The following is a 21,236-nucleotide window of genomic DNA, read 5'->3' on the forward strand; positions in this document are numbered from 1 at the left end:
AGCTTGTCATCATTAATGAGAGTTGCTATAATTATTTTTGTGCTTACGACAGGCTCCTTGGTCAAGCGGTTAAGACACCGCCCTTTCACGGCGGTAACACGGGTTCGAGTCCCGTAGGAGTCACCATTTTTTGGTCTCGTAGTGTAGCGGTTAACACGCCTGCCTGTCACGCAGGAGATCGCGGGTTCGATTCCCGTCGAGACCGTATATGCCCATCCAATAGGATGGGCAATTTTTTTTAATATTTTTTAATAATTAAGCATATTTATAACACGATTGAGCATAAATATGTATGGTAAATTTGCAATAAATAACAAAATAGTTTAGAAATGAAACATGTAATGCTATTATTATATAATCTATAAATTTACTTTTTTGTTTGCATAAATAGAATTAGCACGTCATAAATGGTAAATTATATAATAGAGTAATGTGTAGACAAAGAAAATAATTACACAATTGAGAAATGAGGTCTATATATATGGCTAGAAAAGTTGTAGTAGTCGATGATGAAAAACCAATTGCTGATATTCTAGAATTCAACTTAAAAAAAGAAGGTTACGAAGTATATTGCGCTTATGATGGTAATGATGCGGTAGACTTAATATATGATGAAGAACCAGATATTGTACTGTTAGACATTATGTTACCAGGCCGTGATGGTATGGAAGTTTGTCGTGAAGTACGTAAAAAATTCGAAATGCCAATCATTATGTTAACTGCGAAAGACTCTGAAATTGATAAAGTTTTAGGTTTAGAGTTAGGTGCAGATGACTATGTGACGAAACCATTTAGTACGCGTGAATTAATTGCACGTGTGAAAGCAAACTTACGTCGTCATTATTCACAACCTGCACAAGAGGTAAATGATGAAACAAATGAAATTGCTATCAAAGATATTACGATTTATCCAGATGCTTATTCAATTAAAAAACGTGGTGAAGACATTGAGTTGACACACCGTGAATTTGAATTATTCCATTATTTATCAAAACATATGGGTCAAGTAATGACACGTGAACATTTATTACAAACTGTTTGGGGCTATGACTATTTTGGTGACGTACGTACAGTAGACGTAACAATCCGACGTTTACGTGAAAAAATTGAGGACGATCCTTCACATCCAGAGTACATTGTGACACGTCGTGGTGTTGGATATTTCCTCCAACAACACGAATAGAGGCCTATAATTAATGAAATGGCTAAAACATTTTCAATCCTTACACACGAAGCTTGTTATTGTCTATGTATTGTTAATCGTTATCGGTATGCAAATCATCGGTTTGTATTTTACCAATAGTCTAGAAAAAGAATTAACACAAACATTTAAAAATAATATTTCACAATATGCAAAACAAATCGAAATTAATATAGAAAAAGTCTACGATGATGATTCTGTCAATGCACAGAAAGAAGTCCAAAACTTGTTAAATGAGTATGCGAATAGACAAGAAATTGGAGAAATTCGGTTCATTGATAAGGATCAAATTATTATGGCTACGTCTAAGCAGTCTACCCGTAGTCTAATAAATCAAAAAGTGAATGATAACTCTATTCAAAAAGCATTATCACTCGGCGAAGCAAACAGCCATACGATGTTGAAAGACTATGGCAATGGTAAGCAACGTATGTGGGTGTATAATTTACCGGTCAAAACGTCTAAAGGCACAAGCGGTGTCATTTACATAGAAGCAGACATTAACGACGTTTATAGCCAATTAAATAGTATTAACCAAATCTTTATCATTGGTACAGGTATTTCGTTGTTAATTACGGTTATTCTCGGTTTCTTTATTGCCCGAACAATTACGAAGCCAATTACGGATATGCGTAACCAAACGGTAGAGATGTCTAAAGGTAACTATACACAACGAGTGAAAATATATGGTAATGACGAAATTGGTGAACTCGCCCTAGCGTTTAATAACTTATCTAAGCGCGTGCAAGAAGCGCAAGCGAATACCGAAAGTGAAAAGCGGCGATTGGACTCCGTTATTACGCATATGAGTGATGGTATTATCGCCACTGATAGACGTGGTCGTATACGTATCGTCAATGACATGGCATTAAAAATGATGGGAACGACTAAAGAAGATATTACAGGTTACTTTATGTTGAACGTTTTAGGGTTAGAAGAAGAATTTTCACTTGACGAAATTCAAGAAAGTAACGATAGCTTCTTATTAGATATTAATGAATCAGAAGGCATTATTGCCCGAGTGAGTTTTAGTACAATCGTCCAAGAAACTGGTTTCGTGACAGGCTATATTGCCGTACTGCATGATGTTACAGAGCAACAACAAGTTGAACGTGAACGTCGTGAATTTGTAGCCAATGTATCACACGAACTACGTACACCATTAACTTCTATGAACAGTTATATCGAAGCGTTAGAAGAAGGCGCATGGAAAGACGATGATCTCGCACCACAATTTTTAAACGTAACGAGAGAAGAAACAGAACGTATGATTCGACTCGTTAATGACTTGTTACAACTGTCTAAAATGGACAATGAATCAGACCAAATTACGAAAGAAATCGTCGACTTTAACATGTTTATTAATAAAATTATTAATCGACATGAGATGGCGGCAAAAGATACATCATTTGTACGTGAAATTCCAAATGAAACAATCTTTACTGAAATCGATCCAGATAAGATGACACAAGTATTCGATAACGTTATTACCAACGCAATGAAGTATTCTCGTGGTGATAAACGTGTCGAGTTCCACGTGAAACAAAACGCACTTTATAATCGTATGACGATTCGCATTAAAGATAATGGCATCGGTATTCCTATTAATAAAGTAGATAAAATTTTTGATCGTTTCTATCGTGTAGACAAAGCACGTACACGTAAAATGGGTGGTACAGGTTTAGGTCTTGCGATTTCAAAAGAAATTGTCGAGGCACACAATGGTCGTATATGGGCGAATAGTGTTGAAGGCCAAGGTACGTCAATCTTTATTACACTTCCTTGTGAAGTAATCGAAGATGGTGATTGGGATGCGGAGTAAAGAGCTATTTAAAACGATCATCCTGTCGCTACTTGTCCTAATGAGTGCCGTTCTAACATATATGACATGGAACTTTTCACCTGATTTAGCAAACGTTAATAGTCATGACAGTAAAGATAAACATACGAATACGATTGGTAAGCCTTTAAAAGGTGGTATGTCACAAGCAATTACGCCATATCAAATTATTCATTCTAACGGAGATAAGACAGAAGGTATGGATGCGACGAAAAGCAATGTAAAAGCATTGACTAAACCGTTAAAAGACCAACGTGTAACCCATTCTGAACGTATGCACAGTCAGCATAATTTAATTATCCCTGATTTAAGCAATGACTTTGTTGTACTTGATTTTACGTATCAAATGCCTTTAGCTACGTATTTAGGCCAAGTTCTAAACGTTAATGCCAAAGTGCCGAATCATTTTAACTTTAATCGTCTGCTCATTGATAAAGACCATAATGGTAAATTAAAATTATATGCGATTAGTAAAGATAGACACGAAGTTGTTCGTATGACAACGACGGCTAAAAGCTCTAAGATGGCACAAGCCTTAAAAGATAATAGCGACTCAATGTCGCCTTATTCAGATATCATTACAAATAAAGATACTATTGATAAAGCTACTCATATATTTGCGCCAGAAAATCCTAAACATTTAAAGACCTACCGGACGATTTATAATCGTATTAGTGTAGACGCCATGAATTCAATTTTATTCAACGATTCTGTCGTCGTAAGAAGTGCTAATAATGGTACAACAACTTACAATAATAATACTGGCGTTGCTAACTATAATGACCAATCTGAAAAGTATCGCTATACCAATTTGTCTGAAGATGAAGATAAGACTAAGAATATGAAAGAAACGATACCAAGCACGTTTAATTATATTAATGGCCATGGTGGCTTTACCGATGACTTTAGATTGTTTAGTACCGATAACGATACAGGAGAACTAACATATCAATTATTCTTAAATGGGCGTCCGACCTTTAATACCGATAATTTAAATCAAATCAAAGTGGCTTGGGGTAAAAAAGGAATATTCGGTTACGCTAGAGCATTACTAAAAACCAATGTGACGATTGATAGTGGCGACGATAGTGATAATTCATTACCTGGTGCCGAAGAAGTACGTGCATCCATAGCCAATAATCCACAAATTGATTTTGAAAAAGTAACGAATATTGCGCTCGGCTATACGATGAATGATAAGCAAGACAATAAAGACATCGAAATTCAACGTAATAGTGAATTTAAGCCGCAATGGTATATTGAATATAACGGCAAATGGCATCCATACACAAAAGATGGGGGGCTAGAATAAATGAACTGGAAACGCGCTAAAACATTATTTATCTTTGTATTTATTCTAGTAAATATTAGCTTAATCATCATTTATATCGATAAAGTTAATAAATCCCACATTAGCGAAAGTGATAGCGACAACAAAGTAAATTTTAAACAAGAAGAAATCACTATACCTAATAATCTTCAGAGTGTGAAAGGCGTTAAAATGCAACTTATAACCGCTCGTACAAAAGACTTCACAGACTATGCCAAAAATAAAAAAGGCGTAGAAAGTGGTGCAAATGGTGATATCGCTAAGTCTGACTTAGATCATCATATCAGCGTGAGCAAAGACAGTTTCACTAATCTGAAAAATTATATTAAAAATAATGTGTATAAGGGCGATAGTTACGCGATGAGTGATGTAACAGATGACAAAGTGATCCTTGAACAAACGTATAACGCTTTTCCAATTATGAATAATAATAAGGCACGGCTGACGTTTGATATAAATAAGCAAAAACAAGCAACAAAATATAAACAAAAAGCCATGGAATCTATCAAACCGTCCAAAGGGGAAAACAACGAAAAGAAACAAGTTATCAGCGCAAGAGCAGCTATCGACGCCTTATACTATAACCGTTATTTGAAACATAAAGACGAAGTGACCCAAGTAAGACTCGGATATTACACGGTCGTAAAAGAACCGAACGTCCAAGTGTTAGAAGGTAACTGGGAAATTAAAGTAAAACATAAAGGTCAAAACAAAACGAAAACGTATTACGTCGAAGCGGTTAGCCAAAGCCCTAAAATCATAGAAGAATAGTTTGAAACAAGAGCGAAGCATAGAAATTATGCTTCGCTTTTGTTTGATGAAATATAAAAGTGATCCAATTTTCATTAAGGACTATCAAAACAATGTATTCAGTGATATTTCTAATGAATATAAAAAAATCTATAAATGGTAGCGCTTGCATAAAATTAAAGAAGTGCTACAATGTGATTGTATTAGTTTTTAGCATCTTACTTAAACGTTTAAGGAGAATAACATGACTCAACGTAAGCCAACGCTCCATGATGTCGCAAAGCTTGCTGAAGTATCTATAGCTACAGTGTCAAATGTACTCAACGATAAAAACAACGAGTTAAGTGACAAAACAAAAGAAAAAGTGTTAACTGCCATCGAAAAATTAAACTATGCACCCAATCAATTTGCACGTGGCTTGAAAACGGGACAATCTAATATAGTTGCATTTATCGTCCCCGATCAAAATCCATTTTTTACTGAAGTATTAACTTCACTCAATGATGCTTGCCAACAACACAATTTACAAGTTGCAGTAGCATCATCAGAAGAAAATGAACAACGTCAAAATGAATTGATTGATATTTTTTTAGCTCAAAATGTAAGCGCTATTATTGTCGCGCCTGTGTCTTCTCAACTAACCATTAAAGAAGAATGGAATAAGATACCTATCTTAACGCTCGATAGAGAAATTGATGATAGTAAATTACCATGCATTAGCGTGAATAATGAAGAAGCTACATATAAAGCTACTGAAAGGTTAATTAATCAAGGTGGTAAACACATCGGATTGTTACTAGCTAATTCAGACATTGGTACAACACCTAGAAGAAGAAACGGTTATGAATTAGCACTAAAAGATAACAATTTAGAATTAGATGAAAACATTATATTTTATAGTAACTTAAGTCAAGGTACCGAAGCACAAGTACAAAGTGGTTATCATGCCACGATTAAATTATTACAAGAAAATGTTCCAGCAATACTAGCTACCAATCATTTATTACTACTAGGTGCATTGCAAGCTTGTAAAGAAATGAACAAAGTGATTAGACAAGATGTAATTATCATTGGCTTTGATGATAGTTATTGGAACGAAATTTTCACACCACGCTTATCAGTTATTTCACAACCTGCAAAAGAGATTGGTGAAGTTGCAGGAGAAATGATTCACGACTTAATTAAAGGTGAACGCGTAAAATCGACAAAATTAGCTACTCAATTAATTATTCGAGATTCGTGTTCGTTTTTATAAGTAAACAGTCATAGTAAGTGAGTGTTTTTGTTTAATGCTTAAACGTTTAAGTAATGTTGATTTAAGGGGGTAAAGAAGTGGAAAAAAATATAAAACAAAATACTTGGATGGGGATTCCTAAAATTATTTTCGTAGCATTAATTGCAATTTTCATATTTATGACAGGTGACGGTATTGAACAAGCCTTTCTTTCTAAAAATATTGTAGATATTGGTTTTTCACATTCTCAAGCGTCAATGGTCTTTACAGTATATGGCGTTATGGTCGTAGTCGGGTCATGGTTAGCAGCCGTATTATCCGATGTTTATGGACCTAAAAAAGTAATGATGTTAAGTACAGTGATTTGGTTAGTATTTCATGTATTATTTCTTGTCTTTGGTATGAGTATGGAAAACTATAGCATGATGCTTGTAATGTACGGTATTCGTGGACTTGGTTATCCTTTATTCTTATATGCATTCTTAGTATGGGTTACATATATTACTGACAAGACTCGGTTAGCAACTGCCATCGGTTGATTTTGGGCTATGTATTCAGTAGGTATGGGTGTTATTGGTACATATTTACCTAGCTTTACAATTCCACATATTGGCTTTATGGGTACACTTTGGATGTCATTAATATGGATTATTATTGGTGGCGTAATTGCTTACATTACTGTCGGTAAACATGACGTTAGACCCAATGCACATAAACCAACTAAAGAAAGATTTAGTACAGTGTTATCTGAAATAGGCGTTGTTTATAAAAACCCTAACATTATTAAGGTTTTTATCGTAAGAATTATTAACCAGCTATCATTATTTGGTTTAGTCGTTATTTTCCCTTCTTTATTTACTGACGACATAGGTTTCACAACTCAACAATGGCTATGGGTTTGGGGAACTATGCACGTTACATGTATTGTCGGTGATGTCGCTTGGGGTATTATTGGCGACCGAATCGGATGGAAACGCCAAGTTATGACTTTTGGATGTATCGGTTGTGGAGTAACGACGTTATTATTCTACTACTTGCCAGTATGGAGTGGCGACGTATTCTCAATAGCAGTGTTATGCGCAGTGTTATTTGGTATTACACAATCAGCATTCGTACCAATTTTCGCTATTTTCACGGCCTTAGAACCTGATCATATCGGCGCTACATTATCATCACATAACTTAGCGGCTGGTTTAAGTAATTTTATAGCACCTGCTTTAGCTACAATATTCCTACCATTATTCGATATCGTAGGTGTCGTATGGGTATTCGCAATATGTTACTTTATAGGTGCAATCATTACGTACTTCATTAAAGTTTATCAACCAAGTATTGATAAACAACGCGGAGAATTATCTCATATCCGTCACGATGAACGTACACAGCAAATTAATAGTTAAGATAAGAGGGATATAATGGAAAACGTCGTATTAGGCATCGATTTAGGAACGAGTTCAGTTAAAACTATAGCAGTCAATAAACAAGGTGAAGTTGTTATTACAGTAAGTGAACCGTTAGAACTTATACAAAATTTCCCGGGATATAATGAACAAGATCCAGAGGCATGGTTTGAAGCTACTAAGAAAACTATCACAGCAATTATTCAAGATTCAGCGATGCAAGATAAACGCATCGAAGGCATATCATTTTCAGGACAAATGCATGGTCTTGTACCACTAGATAAATCACGCAACCTCATTCGTAATGCTATTTTATGGAATGATACGCGTACAACAGCACAATGTGAACAACTAGCACAACGTTATGGTGATACATTGTTGAAAAATCCTATTTTAGAAGGATTTACTTTACCAAAATTATTGTGGCTGAAACAACATGAGCCCGATAACTGGAGCAAGTTAGATGTATTTGTCTTACCAAAAGATTATGTAAGGTATCGTTTAACTGGTGAACTGCATATGGAATATAGCGATGCAGCAGGAACATTATTGTTAGACTCTGAGACGAACGAATGGGCGGAAGGCATCGCAAGTGACCTTGAACTAGGCGATATTTTTCCACCGCTAATAGCATCTCATTGTCGCGTCGGCGAAGTGACTGATGCATTATTGACCGAACTAGGCTTGGAAGAGGAAATAGCCGTCTTTGCTGGAGGCGCAGATAATGCATGTGGCGCGTTAGGTGCAGGCGTCATCAACGAAGATCAAACACTATGTAGCATTGGGACATCAGGCGTAATCTTAGCGCCTGAAAAAAGTGAAGGGTTGAATTACAGTCATAACATTCATTATTTCAAACACGTTTTACCCGAAACTGCATACGCAATGGGAGTGACGTTAAGTGCAGGTTACAGTTTAAATTGGTTCAAAGAAACTGTATTCCCAGAAACTTCATTTGAAGACATGATAGCAGCGGCTTCAAAAACAAATATCGGTGCAAATGGCTTAATTTATGCACCCTATATCCAAGGAGAACGTACACCACACGGCGATGCTACAGTTCGAGGTAGCTTTATCGGCTTAAGTGGCTCAACAACAGCCGGTCAAATGGCACGTGCAACAATAGAAGGCATTACTTACGCACTTTATGAAGCAATCATCTTTATGCGCCAAGCAGGTAAGTCAATCGACCATATCATTTCTATTGGCGGAGGCGCTAAAAGTGAATTTTGGCTACAACTCCAAGCAGACGTCTTTAATACCAAAGTTAGTAAATTAAATTATGAAGAAGGCCCAGGAATGGGCGCTGCAATGATAGCAGCAGTCGGACTAGAGTGGTTCGAGTCATTTGAAGATTGCGCGAAGCAATTTATAAATACAAGTACGACTTATACGCCTAACGAAGATAATCATCAACGTTATACACAGTATTTTAAAATTTATCGCCAAGTATATGCACAAACAAAAGATTTATCACGCCAACTTTTAGCAATTGAACAAAATTAGGAGGAATTTATAATGGCACAACCAATACCACAAAAAATGAACATTTCATTACTTAATAAACCTTTCGATATGGAGTTAAAAGAAGTAGACGTACCAGAAATCGGTCCATACGATGTCTTAGTCAAAGTTATGGCTGTAGGCGTTTGTGGTTCAGACGTCCACTATTACGAACACGGCAGAGTAGGAGAATTCGTCGTAGAAAAACCACTTATCTTAGGACATGAATGTGCAGGCATCGTTGCAGATGTTGGTGCAGCAGTAACAAAATTTAAAGTAGGTGATCGTGTAGCAATCGAACCCGGTGTAACTTGTGGAGAATGTGAATACTGTAAGGCAGGACAATATAATCTTTGTCCACACGTAGAATTTTTAGCAACACCACCCATCGATGGTGCATTCAGCCAATACATTAGCCATCCGGAAGGCTTTTTGTTCCACATTCCTGATTCAATGACATATGAACAAGCAACATTAAACGAACCATTTTCAGTAGGCATTCAAGCGTGTAAACGTGCAAACGTTCAGCCAGGGTCTACTGTAGTCATTATGGGTATGGGACCAGTTGGCTTAATGGCTGTCGTTGCAGCTAAAGCCTTTGGTGCAACGAATATTATCGTGTCAGACTTAGAACAAATCCGTTTAGACGAAGCATTAAAACTCGGTGCGACACATGCCATTGATATTAAAAAAGAAGACGTTAACGAACGCATTAAAGAAATCACACACGGTGACGGCGTAAACTACGCTATTGAAACTGCAGGTAATCCGACAGCACTAAAAAATGCCTTAGGTTCATTAAAAAATGGCGGTACACTTGCTATCGTTGGTTTACCACAACAAGAAACGAACGACCTAAACATTCCATTTATTGCGAACCATGAAATTAACATCGTAGGTATTTTCAGATATGCCAACACATATCAAATGGGCGTGGAAATGTTAAATTCAACAGCTGCAGATCTAGATTCAATGTTTACCGATGAATACAATTTAGAAGATGCACAACAAGCTATGGAACAAGCACGTACAAACAAAAGTGGTTCATTAAAGGTTATGGTTTATCCGAACGGCAAACCTGAAGCGTAATCATTAAGGTTTGAGGGGCGCAAAAATTAAACTTTTGCAAAATTCGTGAGTGTGATTTAGGTATGATTCAATAAAAAATTTGAGGAGTCTGGGGCGTAATATTAGCTCCAGGCTTATTTTTTATTGGCAGTAGATGACTGAGTTAAAAATGCGCTTGTATTAAGCTTTTTACAATTATAGTCATCCTTGACGAGGCGGGGATACAATTTTTTTAACAAATGAGATTTTTTTTCGCTCTCTTTTTATGTATATGTGGAAAAGTAGTGTAGTTTTGAACTAACATTAATTACAAAAGTGTAGTTGTTGTATAGGCATAAAGTAACTTGTTATAGTATAATATAATAGTGTTTTTAATGAACGGCTTAATAACAATATTTACAACTTATTTATAGCATGAATCACATACGACAATCGTGGAATGTTAACAGTCGAAGCGGTTGTACGATATGTAAGTTTCAAAGGGAAGACTACAGGAACAGTGCAGTAAGCATGCACGTAGTGTAGAAATTAAAAATTGTAGTAGTTTAAAGATTAGAAAGGGTGAAATCGCTTGATACGAATGAGTGTATTAGCGAGTGGTAGTACGGGAAATGCCACTTATGTGGAAAGTGATAAAGGCAGTTTACTCGTAGATGTAGGTCTAACTGGTAAAAAAATGGAAGAACTATTTGGACAAATAGATAAAAAGATAGAAGATTTAAACGGTATACTTGTGACACATGAACACATCGACCACATTAAAGGTCTAGGCGTGCTAGCACGTAAATATAAATTACCGATTTATGCCAACGAAAAAACTTGGACAGCAATAGATAAAAAAGATAGTAAAATTCCTATGGATCAAAAATTTATTTTTAACCCGTACGATACACAATCTATTGCAGGATTTGATATAGAATCATTTAATGTTTCTCACGATGCGATTGACCCTCAATTTTACATTTTCCATAACAATTATAAGAAATTTACCATCTTAACAGATACAGGATACGTGTCAGACCGCATGAAAGGCATGATTCAAGGCAGCGATGCATTTATGTTCGAAAGCAATCACGATGTGGATATGTTACGTATGTGCCGCTATCCGTGGAAAACAAAACAACGTATTCTAGGCGATATGGGCCACGTGTCGAATGAAGATGCAGGACATGCTATGACAGACGTGATTACAGGTAGTACGAAACGCATCTATTTATCACATTTATCACAAGATAATAATATGAAAGATTTAGCACGCATGAGCGTAGCCCAAGTATTGAACGAAAATGACATCGATACAGATCGTGAAGTTGTACTATGCGATACAGATAAGGCAGAAGCGACGCCTATTTATACATTGTAGAAGCGTCATTGAAATAATGGTTGGTGAGATTTGAATGCATGGTGTTATAGAGGAGCTGAGACATGATAAGACGTCTCAGTTTTTTTAATACCATAATTTAAATTATAAACATGGTGCAATATAATAAAAACAAAGCATGATATTATTTTAGAGATGGAATTATTTTAGTATGAAGTTGATAAGTTAGTCATAATTTTATAATACAAGGACACCATTTTTCTAAAATGCTTTGTAATAGTATATTAAGCAATTGTAAATCATTGTGTATAACTATGTAAGACAACCACGAAGTTATCCACTGTTTTGTACATAGTTATCCAGAATTGTGCACAATTCACAGCGCAATACCCACATTATACACAGGGTTATCCACAAATACACAAGTTATCCACGGAATATGCATTACAAAATTGTAAAAAGTGTAAAGTATGATTATTCAATAATGGTATAATTAGAGGGAAATGTGTGAATAAGTGTATAACTTGTGGATAAGTCTAATAACTTGTGAGCATTCAAGATATTTGGAGGATAATATGAAAATAACAATACTAACCGTAGGCAAACTCAAAGAGAAATACTGGAAGCAAGCCATCGCAGAATACGAAAAACGTCTCGGCGCTTATACCAAAATAGAAGTCATTGAAGTAGCAGACGAAAAAGCACCCGAAAACATGAGCGACAAAGAAATAGAACAAGTAAAAGCGAAAGAAGGCCAACGCTTACTAAGTAAAATCAAAGAACAAGCCACCGTCATCACACTAGAAATCAAAGGCAACATGTTGACCTCAGAAGGTTTATCGAAGGAAATAGAACGCCGTATGACCCAAGGCCAAAGCGACTTCGTATTTATTATCGGCGGCTCTCATGGCCTACACCAAGACGTCCTAAACAGAAGCAATTACAGCCTATCATTCAGCAAGATGACCTTCCCACACCAAATGATGCGCGTCGTGCTAATCGAACAAGTCTATAGAGCATTCAAGATAATGCGCGGAGAAGCGTATCATAAATGATGCGGTTTTTATAAGGTTCTTCTTATTGGTGAAATTGTTAAAAAAACAAAATGCAATGAATTGACAAATTAAAATCGCTTTAAGTCGTATTCTCAAAGAATCTATAAATCACTCGTATGTACACAGCCCCTTACTATCAGTTAAAGTGTCACTTTTCGGTTCTAATATTTATTATTCATAAGATATGCAATATATGATACAATTCATTCAAATGTATATTTGAATGAGGTGCTCTATGGTTCAGACTATTATAACTGCGGCAATACTTTATATTGCAACTGCGGTAGATTTATTAGTGATTTTATTAATATTTTTTGCTAGAGCAAAGACTAGAAAAGAATATAGGGATATTTATATAGGTCAATATTTAGGATCGATTATCCTCATATTAGTCAGTTTATTTTTAGCTTTTGTGTTAAATTATGTTCCAGAGAAATGGATATTAGGTTTATTAGGTTTGATCCCCATCTACTTAGGTATAAAAGTTGCTATTTATGATGATTGTGAAGGTGAAAAAAGAGCAAAAAAAGAATTAAACGAAAAAGGTTTGTCCAAATTAGTAAGGACTGTTTCTTTAGTGACAATTGCAAGTTGTGGTGCAGATAATATTGGTTTATTTGTCCCTTATTTTGTAGCATTGGATATTATTGAATTACTGACTACCTTAATTGTATTTTTAGTTTTAATTTTCTTTTTAGTATTCACAGCACAAAAACTAGCTAGAATTCCTGGTGTGGGTGAAATTGTTGAGAAATTCAGTCGTTGGATTATGGCTGTTATTTACATAGCATTGGGCTTATTTATTATTATTGAAAATGAAACCATACAAACGATATTAGGATTTATATTATAAATTAAGGTGTGACTTAATATGAGTAACAATAAAATTTGTGACGTCATTTGTGTTCATGAGGAAAAAGTGAATTATGCTTTAAGATTTTTAAAAGAAGAAAAAACTCAACGGCTTATCAATACATTATTAAAGATAAGTGATGAGAATAAGCTGAAAATTATATTAGCTCTAATTAAAGAGAAAGAATTATGTGTTTGTGACTTATCTATAACATTGGGTTTGAGTATAGCTTCAACATCACATCATTTGAGAGCCCTGTATAAAAGAGACGTGCTGAATTTTTACAAGGATGGGAAAATGGCATACTATTATATCAAAGATATAGAAATGAAATCATTATTAATAAAATGTATGACTTAAATATAAAGAAACGCTCACATTAAACGAGCGTTTCTTTGAATTCTTGTATTCTTTTTCCAATTTCATCTCTAACACGTTGAAATTCTGGCCATTCTTTTCCTGCTGGATCATCAAAGCCCCAGTGTTCTTTTTTAACATTAGGTGGTAATATAGGGCAATTATCGTCTGCATCACTACATAATGTTACGACCAAATCTGACTGTTCTAAGATATCACTATCAATCAAATCTGATGTATGGTTTGAGATATCAATATCCACTTCTTTCATAGCTTCTATTGCTTTAGGATTAACACCATGTGTTTCAATACCAGCAGAATAGACATTCCAATCTTCACCCAATATTTCTTTTCCCCAACCTTCAGCCATTTGGCTACGACAAGAGTTTCCTGTACATATAAAATAAATTGTTTTCTTATCCATAATTAAAGCCTCTTTTCTTAAAATATGATGAGTGTAAGGTATAAACCTAAGAGTGTTACAAATAGGACCGGAATAGTAATGATAATTCCAGTTTTAAAGTATGTTCCCCACGAAATTTTCACACCTTTTTGTGTTAAGACATGTAGCCACAATAATGTTGCTAAAGAACCAATCGGTGTTATTTTAGGTCCTAAATCAGAACCTATGACATTCGCATAAACCATACCTTCTTTAATTGTTCCAACTACATTCGATTGTCCGATAGCAATTGCATCTATTAAAACTGTAGGCATATTATTCATAATTGATGATAACAAAGCAGATATAAAGCCCATGCCCATAACACTACTGAATAGTCCATAACTTGAAATATTGGATAATGCATCAGCTAAAATTGTGGTGATGCCTACGTTTTTCAAGCCGAATACGACTAAATACATACCAATTGAAAATAGGACAATATTCCATGGTGCACCTTTAATTACTTGTTTCGTATGCACAGCTTCGGAATTGCGAGCTAACAGTACAAAGATAATAGCAATAATACCAGCAATGATTGATACAGGGATTTGAATAAACTCACTAACAAGATAACCCACAAGTAGTATTGCTAATACAATCCATGAAATCTTAAATAGTTTAGGGTCTTTAATTGCATTTTTAGGATCTGAAAGATTTTCTGTATCGAACGTTTTAGGTATAGATTTTCTGAAATATAACCATAAAACGAGAATACTAGCAATCAGAGAGAATATATTAGGAATAATCATTCGACTAAAATATTCAATAAATCCAATATCGAAGTAATCTGCAGAAACGATATTTACTAAATTACTTACAATTAAGGGCAATGATGTTGTATCAGCAATAAAACCACTGGCAATAATAAAGGGAAAAATCACTTTTTTATTAAACCCTAGATTTCTTACCATCGCTAATACAATAGGAGTTAAGATTAAAGCCGCACCATCATTTGCGAAAAATGCTGCTACAATTGCCCCAAGTAACATAATAAAAACAAACATTTTTAAGCCATTACCGTTTGAAGCCTTGACCATATGTATTGCAGACCATTCAAAAAAACCAATTTCATCTAATATTAATGAAATTAGAATAACAGCTACAAAAGTTAAAGTTGCATTCCAAACAATACCGGTTACTTCTAATACATCGGAAAAACTTACGACTCCTGTAAAGATAGCAACAACAGCTCCAATTAAAGCTGTAATACCAATATCTAAACCTTTTGGTTGCCATATCACAAAGATTAAAGTTAACAAGAAGATTATAATTGCTAAAATGGTCATCAACAGTCACCTGATTTCACATTTTTACATACACATCTTTGATTAGATGTATTAATGATGTTTAAGTTTTGAATAATATCATCTAAAATAGCATGATTAAGTTGATACCAATGTTTGTTGCCGTCTTTTCGTGTTGTAACTAATTCGTTATCTACTAATGACTTCATATGATGACTTAGTGTAGGTTGTGAGAATTGAAAGTGTTCTAATAAGTCACAAGCGCATAGCTCACCACAAGAAAGTAAATCTAATATTTCTAACCTGCTTGAATCTGATAAAACTTTTAATATTGCTGATAATTCTTTATAAGACATAAATATACCTCCTATTAATCACATAGATTAACATCTATATAGCATTGTGTCTATGTAGTTTTTTGACTAATTTTAGTATTAGATTAGAATGCGTCGTAAATAACTAGTTTTATTATCTTGCAAAAGTTGAAATAATAATTTATATTTAATACATCAAAAAAAGTTGATATATCATTTTAGTATTTTATAAAGGAGTTCGATTTTATGAGAATAAATCATGCAGGTATATTATCTGTTGATTATTTTGTTAGTTACTTAAATCTAATTATGATATCAAGAGAAGTTTCTTTAAAAGAAGCTATATCATATATGAAAAAGGAGTTCTTTAAAGGAGAACCTGACATGTATGGTAAAATAACAGAAACTCATTTTAATCAAGCAATACTAGAACTCAAACAAAAATAGAAATATCTGTATATAAGAGAGGTGATTATTTAATGGAAATTATTAAGTCCAGTCCTAATAGAACTGAGGAAGAACAATTAGACTTTTATGAACAGATGTTTAATGCGCTAGCTGATAAAATCAGACTTAAAATTCTACATTCAATACGTCAAAGCGATTCAAAATCTTTATGTGTTTGTGATCTAGAAGAATTATTAGCGTTAAAACAATCTAAACTTTCCTATCATTTAAAAAAATTAGTAGATGCAAATATTCTTATTGCTGAAAAGCATGGCACATGGAATTATTATAAAATTAATGAGCAACAAATACAGGTGGTTTTAAATGAAGATACTTGCTGTAAGATACTTTAAGTATCTTCTTTTTAACATAGAATTAATCAATTTTTTTTGATTAATACATCAATAAAAGTTGATTAAATAAATTCGGAGGCGTTATACTAATGGTAGATTCAATTATAGAATTCATAAAAACATTTCTGATGTTATTTTTTGAATTATTATTACTATTTATAGTAGTGAGTTTTATAGTAAGTCTGATTCAACAAGTTGTTTCAGAAGAAAAAATTAAAAAGCTTTTGAGCAAACCTAATAAAGCCGTCAATTATATATTAGGTATGATATTTGGTGCTGTTACACCATTTTGTTCTTGTTCAACTATTCCAATACTTGCAGGTTTATTAAATTCCAAAGTTCCTTTTGGTCCAGCGATGAGTTTTTTAATTGCTTCACCGTTAATGAACCCACTAATGATATTTATGTTATGGGCTTTATTAGGGTGGAAAGTAGCTATTGTTTATTTTGTAGTACTAGCAATTTTCAGTATTTTAACAGGTTTAGTATTTTCAAAAATGAATTTAGCTGAAAGTTATAAAGGGGTCAATGTTAAAGGTGATGGCTTTTTTGCTAATAAAACAGGATCTCGTTTTAAACAAGCATTAAACGATGCGTGGGCATTTTTATACCCAATGTTACCTTATCTATTTATTGGTGTATTTATTGGTGCCTTTATATATGGATTCATACCTGAAGAATTTATAACTAAGTATGCAAGTGGTGATGGTTTTATATCGGTGTTTATTGCTTCTGTTATCGGTATCCCTATGTATATCAGACCAGAAACAATGTTACCTATAGCCGAAGCATTAGTATCAAAAGGTATGTCGCTAGGAACAGTAGTTGCATTAATAATTGGTGGTGCTGGCGCAAGTATTCCAGAGGTCGTATTGCTATCTAAGCTATTCAAGAAAAAATTTGTAATATCATTCATTATTGCAATTTTAATTGTAGCCATTGCTACAGGTTTGATTGTGAATATCATTATTTAAAGGAGGTGAAATAATGGGGATTAAAGACGCATTAAAAAAAATAAAACCTCAAGAACAGTCATGTTGTTCGGTAGAAATTGAGGAAAAGAACGAAAAAAAAGAAAAAGATGAAAAAGAGCAAGAAGATAATAACAATTGCTGTAACAAGTAATATAAGGGCCTGGAATTTATATCCAGGCCCTTATATTAATCTATTTTGCTACGCTTTTCTATATTTATTCTACAATAATTAAAAAGGACATATTTTGAAATCAATGTGTCTTTGAAAATGGTTACCTCTATATTATGCTTTGATTTCTACAGGTTCACTAAAGTGATTTTCTATAATTCTTGTTATTTCTTTACCTAGTGGTCCTTTTATTGTGAAAGTTCTTTTGAAATAAGAACCTAAAATACCTAGACCTGCTGCTGCACCGACACCTTTTCCAATGCCTTTGCCTATCGTTTTTATGATGTTACTCATGATTATCATTCCTTTCATTATAATTAATATTATTTGTAAAACATTGTCTGCTTGGTTTACTTTTGAACTTGTTGTTTTAAATATGTTAATTGTAGTAAAAGTAATTCATCAATCACTTGTTCTCTTAAATCAGGGGGTGAAATGATACGTATATTGGATTGATATATAAAACGGAGTTGAATAGCTTCGACTCTTGTCATCTTGAAAGTGACAATAAGATAATGTGCATCATATTTTTCTATTACATGAATTTGATAAAATCGATGCATTTTTGACCACACATCTTTACCGATTTAAAACGTGATATAGGTTTGTAACTTTGATTTTTCTTGTATATCCACGGATTTTTCAGACAAACTCAGATTCATTTGATTAATATCATCTATATAAATTTCATTCATTGCGCGAACAACTAATGATGCTGGCAAAATACCTGTTTGATTTTTATCAATTTCAAAGCGGTCAAGATATTTTAGTAATGTAGTTCGATGACCTGAATGATGTTTGATGATTAATAATTTAAGATATTGATAAAAGTAATGACTTAATTTGGGTGTCGTCAGGTATAAAGCAGTCAAAATATCATACATAAAATGCATATTTTCATGCTTATCTTGTTCGAGCTTATAACTTTCTGATTTATAATCGTACGTGATTGCTTTAGGTGTACTGATCCACGATTTACTTTCATATAAGAAGTTTCTGGTATCGTCGATATCTCTTTGTATCGTCCTAGGACTCGTATTGAGTTCTAATGTAAGTGATTGTTTGTTGACGGATTTATTCTGTAGTAAACGATGGTATATTGTTAATATTCGAAATGCACGATCCAATATGTCACCTCCTTTAAGTTATACATTACAAAATAGGTTTGTCACAATAAGTCAATCCTCCGTATATTTAATAAAAGTTGTGAAAAATATTTTTTAGATAAATACATTGATATAAAGAGATTTTATAAATATTGATAAGTGAAGAAATAGCGGTAATGACAAAATACGGCTATACCTCTACTTTTAAATTATGTTTTCTAATGGAATAGGCGTTACTATTTGAGAAAATAACATGGTCATAAAATAAAATGCCCATCATTTCACTGATGAGCATTAATCGTTCGGTCACATTGATATCTTCAGGAGAGGGTGTTACATCTCCACTTGGATGGTTATGTCCTAGCATAATACTGTTGGCGTTACTGAGCATCGCTGTTTTGAATGTTTCTCTGGGGTGAATCACTGTTTGGTTAATAGAACCTATCGATAGTGTTTGAATATGTGTAGTTTCGTTTTTACTATTCATACATATAAGTATGAGATGTTCTCGATCACTGTTTCCAATGAATGAACGCATAATTTCTGTCGCATCCCCAGGGTTTGAAATACGATTTTTTAGATAATTTAATGTATCTGTTTTTATCATTTGTAGTGAAACAATATTGATTTCTTTCATCGTTTACCTCCATATATGGGTTATGCTTTCAAAGTCCATTTCTGTCTTGCTTTTGGATTAAGGGGGTGCATAATTTCATTGGTTACTGGGTTCATGAGTTGTTTCACTTTCTTTTTATGTGTTTTCAACATCTCTAATATTTCATTGACACGCACTTCAACAATCGGTTTTTTAGCGTAAGCACCCCATGCTAATATCACTTCATCCGATTCTTTCACTGCTTTCATAATTTGAATATTTGTATGATTATCATAAGCATTTTTTGAATGTTTAAGATTAAAAGGTGTTGTAATATTAGAATATAGATTCACAAAATTGATTGAACCAAATGCATCCATTTCTGAAACTTTGTTCATAATGAGCTGAGTTGTTAGGTCGATGTAGAGAATACCATCATAATGTGGATACATTGTAATGATTGTAATTGTTTGTTTTTCACTATCCCATGTTTTCTTAAGTAGATAGCGATGTTGTTGGTCATCACTGAATATGGCTTCAGTTTCTAATGTATTTTTTATTGTTTCCATGTAATATTCACTCCTCTAGTATTCTTCTGGTAGTAACATGACGTAATAAGAAAGGTCTACATCATCTTCTCGGATAATGTAGACCTTATTGATATCGATAGACTGTTTGACATTTGCCTTATGCGTTTTGACATACTCAGGCCGTTCTTGTTTGTGTTTGATATATAGTTGGTTATTGTCCATATTGAATTGGAATATATGAAAATAATCCAATGATTCCTTGCCTTTTGATTGTGTTTGTTCTCGTCGTGCTACGAGTTGCCATAATTGTTTTTGTAAGATGATAGGTAAGCTATTGGCAATACCACGAGTGATATATCTATTCATAAGCGTTTTCCTTTCGTTCTGATTCTTTCATCCATGTAATGATTTCGCTTAGGATAGTGATTGCTAATTGTGTTAGTTTGATATATTTATGCATATTATTGTCCTCCTGTTAGTAAGTATCGTTGATCCAAAAGGGGCATGATAGTGTTGTGTAGGTATAAGAAATCCATATCGTGGTTTTCATCAATATAACCAATGGATATGAGCTGTTTCTGATAGTAGAGAATGAAAGGGTAGATATTACTTTCGTGAAGTGTATCAGAGTAGTAGGTGTAGGTTTGAAGTATTTTATTACTGAGTGGCCCAAGCCTTACATATTGGTCAGGTAAGATATGATCAGCGATTTCCTCGATAGATTCACATTCCCACTTTTCATCTTTTGGCAGTTTGAATAAGTTGGTTATATAGTGCTTGAGTTGTTGTTCTAGTGTCATTGTTATGACCTCCTAATGTATTTGATGGATGTATACATGTGATACATCATTTTGATAATATAAGTTTGAAATACCATTTGTTTCGCCTAGAAATCCCACTGAAATACAGAAAAGATCCCAATAGAAAGTCGTCACAATTGTTGATATGACAAGGAAATCCCGTTATCCCGCTCATTTCTCGGGAAATATAGCTATATATTTATATATCATTTGGATTTGTAGGTGTGGTTATGATTTACTTTTTTCTTTTTATATTATTTATTTATAAATAATAACGGGATTTTGGGATTACGCTTGCGTAATCTTTCTCCCATATGAAGTTAGCCAATCCCGTTACTATCCCACTC

The 21,236-nt window shown here is 33.9% G+C and carries 27 protein-coding genes and 2 tRNA genes; 19 read left to right on the forward strand and 10 right to left on the reverse strand.

The window, feature by feature from the left end:
• Nucleotides 1-51 precede the first annotated feature (51 nt).
• The 15 genes from RPL90_RS07635 (at nucleotide 52) to RPL90_RS07700 (ending at nucleotide 13,915) form a co-directional block, all read left to right on the forward strand.
• Nucleotides 52-126: transfer RNA gene (locus RPL90_RS07635), tRNA-Glu, on the forward strand.
• Between the two features lie 6 nt (nucleotides 127-132).
• Nucleotides 133-205: transfer RNA gene (locus RPL90_RS07640), tRNA-Asp, on the forward strand.
• 276 nt (nucleotides 206-481) lie between these two features.
• The gene (gene yycF, locus RPL90_RS07645) at nucleotides 482-1,183 is read left to right on the forward strand and encodes a response regulator YycF (RefSeq protein ID WP_048792854.1); all 702 of its coding nucleotides are present in this window, start codon (nucleotides 482-484) and stop codon (nucleotides 1,181-1,183) included.
• Nucleotides 1,184-1,196: 13 nt separating this feature from the next.
• Nucleotides 1,197-3,023 carry a cell wall metabolism sensor histidine kinase WalK gene (gene walK / locus RPL90_RS07650; protein ID WP_313547445.1) on the forward strand — a complete coding sequence of 609 codons (1,827 nt, stop codon included), beginning with the start codon at nucleotides 1,197-1,199 and terminating at the stop codon, nucleotides 3,021-3,023.
• A complete protein-coding gene (gene yycH, locus RPL90_RS07655; RefSeq protein ID WP_313547447.1) occupies nucleotides 3,013-4,353 on the forward strand; it encodes a two-component system activity regulator YycH in 1,341 nt (446 codons plus the stop codon). Before walK ends, yycH begins: the two co-directional genes overlap by 11 nt.
• On the forward strand, nucleotides 4,354-5,142 hold the full coding sequence (locus RPL90_RS07660) for a two-component system regulatory protein YycI (protein ID WP_313547449.1): 789 nt from the start codon (nucleotides 4,354-4,356) through the stop codon (nucleotides 5,140-5,142).
• A 223-nt stretch (nucleotides 5,143-5,365) separates the two neighbouring features.
• On the forward strand, nucleotides 5,366-6,376 hold the full coding sequence (locus RPL90_RS07665; protein WP_313547451.1) for a LacI family DNA-binding transcriptional regulator: 1,011 nt from the start codon (nucleotides 5,366-5,368) through the stop codon (nucleotides 6,374-6,376).
• A gap of 77 nt (nucleotides 6,377-6,453) precedes the next feature.
• Nucleotides 6,454-6,894 (forward strand): MFS transporter, encoded by a 441-nt coding sequence (locus RPL90_RS12970; RefSeq protein ID WP_398573859.1) that lies wholly within the window; start codon nucleotides 6,454-6,456, stop codon nucleotides 6,892-6,894.
• Nucleotides 6,895-6,903: 9 nt separating this feature from the next.
• Nucleotides 6,904-7,755 (forward strand): MFS transporter, encoded by an 852-nt coding sequence (locus RPL90_RS07670; protein WP_398573860.1) that lies wholly within the window; start codon nucleotides 6,904-6,906, stop codon nucleotides 7,753-7,755.
• 15 nt (nucleotides 7,756-7,770) lie between these two features.
• The gene (xylB, locus tag RPL90_RS07675; protein ID WP_313547453.1) at nucleotides 7,771-9,261 is read left to right on the forward strand and encodes a xylulokinase; all 1,491 of its coding nucleotides are present in this window, start codon (nucleotides 7,771-7,773) and stop codon (nucleotides 9,259-9,261) included.
• A 12-nt stretch (nucleotides 9,262-9,273) separates the two neighbouring features.
• A complete protein-coding gene (locus RPL90_RS07680) occupies nucleotides 9,274-10,347 on the forward strand; it encodes an NAD(P)-dependent alcohol dehydrogenase (protein WP_313547455.1) in 1,074 nt (357 codons plus the stop codon).
• A 559-nt stretch (nucleotides 10,348-10,906) separates the two neighbouring features.
• Nucleotides 10,907-11,689 carry an MBL fold metallo-hydrolase gene (locus tag RPL90_RS07685; RefSeq protein ID WP_313547492.1) on the forward strand — a complete coding sequence of 261 codons (783 nt, stop codon included), beginning with the start codon at nucleotides 10,907-10,909 and terminating at the stop codon, nucleotides 11,687-11,689.
• 533 nt (nucleotides 11,690-12,222) lie between these two features.
• A complete protein-coding gene (gene rlmH, locus RPL90_RS07690) occupies nucleotides 12,223-12,702 on the forward strand; it encodes a 23S rRNA (pseudouridine(1915)-N(3))-methyltransferase RlmH (RefSeq protein WP_313547457.1) in 480 nt (159 codons plus the stop codon).
• Nucleotides 12,703-12,937: 235 nt separating this feature from the next.
• Nucleotides 12,938-13,555 carry a CadD family cadmium resistance transporter gene (locus RPL90_RS07695; RefSeq protein ID WP_313547459.1) on the forward strand — a complete coding sequence of 206 codons (618 nt, stop codon included), beginning with the start codon at nucleotides 12,938-12,940 and terminating at the stop codon, nucleotides 13,553-13,555.
• Nucleotides 13,556-13,573: 18 nt separating this feature from the next.
• Complete coding sequence (locus RPL90_RS07700) at nucleotides 13,574-13,915, forward strand: ArsR/SmtB family transcription factor (RefSeq protein ID WP_025907459.1); 342 nt, start codon at nucleotides 13,574-13,576, stop codon at nucleotides 13,913-13,915.
• A gap of 19 nt (nucleotides 13,916-13,934) precedes the next feature.
• Here the strand turns inward: RPL90_RS07700 and arsC are convergent, their stop codons facing one another.
• The 3 genes from arsC to arsR are packed head-to-tail and all read right to left on the reverse strand — an operon-like array spanning nucleotide 13,935 to nucleotide 15,957.
• Nucleotides 13,935-14,336 (reverse strand): arsenate reductase (thioredoxin), encoded by a 402-nt coding sequence (arsC, locus tag RPL90_RS07705; RefSeq protein WP_002434455.1) that lies wholly within the window; start codon nucleotides 14,334-14,336, stop codon nucleotides 13,935-13,937.
• 17 nt (nucleotides 14,337-14,353) lie between these two features.
• Entirely contained in the window at nucleotides 14,354-15,646 is a 1,293-nt protein-coding gene (gene arsB / locus RPL90_RS07710; RefSeq protein WP_313547462.1) for an arsenite efflux transporter membrane subunit ArsB, read from the reverse strand.
• Nucleotides 15,643-15,957 carry an As(III)-sensing metalloregulatory transcriptional repressor ArsR gene (gene arsR, locus RPL90_RS07715; protein WP_040030669.1) on the reverse strand — a complete coding sequence of 105 codons (315 nt, stop codon included), beginning with the start codon at nucleotides 15,955-15,957 and terminating at the stop codon, nucleotides 15,643-15,645. Before arsR ends, arsB begins: the two co-directional genes overlap by 4 nt.
• 204 nt (nucleotides 15,958-16,161) lie before the next feature.
• Between arsR and RPL90_RS07720 the strand changes: the two genes are divergently transcribed.
• The 4 genes from RPL90_RS07720 (at nucleotide 16,162) to RPL90_RS07735 (ending at nucleotide 17,840) form a co-directional block, all read left to right on the forward strand.
• Complete coding sequence (locus RPL90_RS07720; protein WP_040030670.1) at nucleotides 16,162-16,362, forward strand: hypothetical protein; 201 nt, start codon at nucleotides 16,162-16,164, stop codon at nucleotides 16,360-16,362.
• Between the two features lie 32 nt (nucleotides 16,363-16,394).
• Complete coding sequence (locus RPL90_RS07725; RefSeq protein WP_040030671.1) at nucleotides 16,395-16,715, forward strand: ArsR/SmtB family transcription factor; 321 nt, start codon at nucleotides 16,395-16,397, stop codon at nucleotides 16,713-16,715.
• Between the two features lie 89 nt (nucleotides 16,716-16,804).
• The gene (locus RPL90_RS07730) at nucleotides 16,805-17,689 is read left to right on the forward strand and encodes a permease (protein ID WP_313547468.1); all 885 of its coding nucleotides are present in this window, start codon (nucleotides 16,805-16,807) and stop codon (nucleotides 17,687-17,689) included.
• 13 nt (nucleotides 17,690-17,702) lie between these two features.
• Nucleotides 17,703-17,840, forward strand: coding sequence for a hypothetical protein (locus RPL90_RS07735; RefSeq protein WP_107529391.1), 138 nt, complete (start codon nucleotides 17,703-17,705; stop codon nucleotides 17,838-17,840).
• A 132-nt stretch (nucleotides 17,841-17,972) separates the two neighbouring features.
• On the opposite strand, the gene RPL90_RS07740 is transcribed toward RPL90_RS07735, so the two are convergent.
• The 7 genes from RPL90_RS07740 to RPL90_RS07770 form a co-directional block, all read right to left on the reverse strand.
• Nucleotides 17,973-18,152, reverse strand: a complete 180-nt coding sequence (locus tag RPL90_RS07740) for a hypothetical protein (RefSeq protein WP_065865875.1) — start codon at nucleotides 18,150-18,152, stop codon at nucleotides 17,973-17,975.
• Nucleotides 18,153-18,208: 56 nt separating this feature from the next.
• Nucleotides 18,209-18,421, reverse strand: coding sequence for a hypothetical protein (locus RPL90_RS07745; RefSeq protein WP_229347794.1), 213 nt, complete (start codon nucleotides 18,419-18,421; stop codon nucleotides 18,209-18,211).
• 24 nt (nucleotides 18,422-18,445) lie between these two features.
• Nucleotides 18,446-18,985, reverse strand: a complete 540-nt coding sequence (locus RPL90_RS07750) for an HTH domain-containing protein (protein ID WP_229347799.1) — start codon at nucleotides 18,983-18,985, stop codon at nucleotides 18,446-18,448.
• Nucleotides 18,986-19,154: 169 nt separating this feature from the next.
• Nucleotides 19,155-19,601: a JAB domain-containing protein gene (locus RPL90_RS07755; RefSeq protein ID WP_065865876.1), complete on the reverse strand. Its 447-nt coding sequence runs from the start codon at nucleotides 19,599-19,601 to the stop codon at nucleotides 19,155-19,157.
• Between the two features lie 20 nt (nucleotides 19,602-19,621).
• Nucleotides 19,622-20,128 (reverse strand): DUF1643 domain-containing protein, encoded by a 507-nt coding sequence (locus RPL90_RS07760; protein ID WP_313547476.1) that lies wholly within the window; start codon nucleotides 20,126-20,128, stop codon nucleotides 19,622-19,624.
• Nucleotides 20,129-20,143: 15 nt separating this feature from the next.
• Nucleotides 20,144-20,455 (reverse strand): DUF960 family protein, encoded by a 312-nt coding sequence (locus RPL90_RS07765; RefSeq protein ID WP_313547478.1) that lies wholly within the window; start codon nucleotides 20,453-20,455, stop codon nucleotides 20,144-20,146.
• Between the two features lie 95 nt (nucleotides 20,456-20,550).
• Nucleotides 20,551-20,889: an SAUGI family uracil-DNA glycosylase inhibitor gene (locus RPL90_RS07770; RefSeq protein WP_313547480.1), complete on the reverse strand. Its 339-nt coding sequence runs from the start codon at nucleotides 20,887-20,889 to the stop codon at nucleotides 20,551-20,553.
• Nucleotides 20,890-21,236: the final 347 nt, after the last annotated feature.

The sequence above is a fragment of the Staphylococcus kloosii genome (genome assembly GCF_032139365.1).
Classification (GTDB): Bacteria; Bacillota; Bacilli; order Staphylococcales; family Staphylococcaceae; genus Staphylococcus; species Staphylococcus kloosii_A.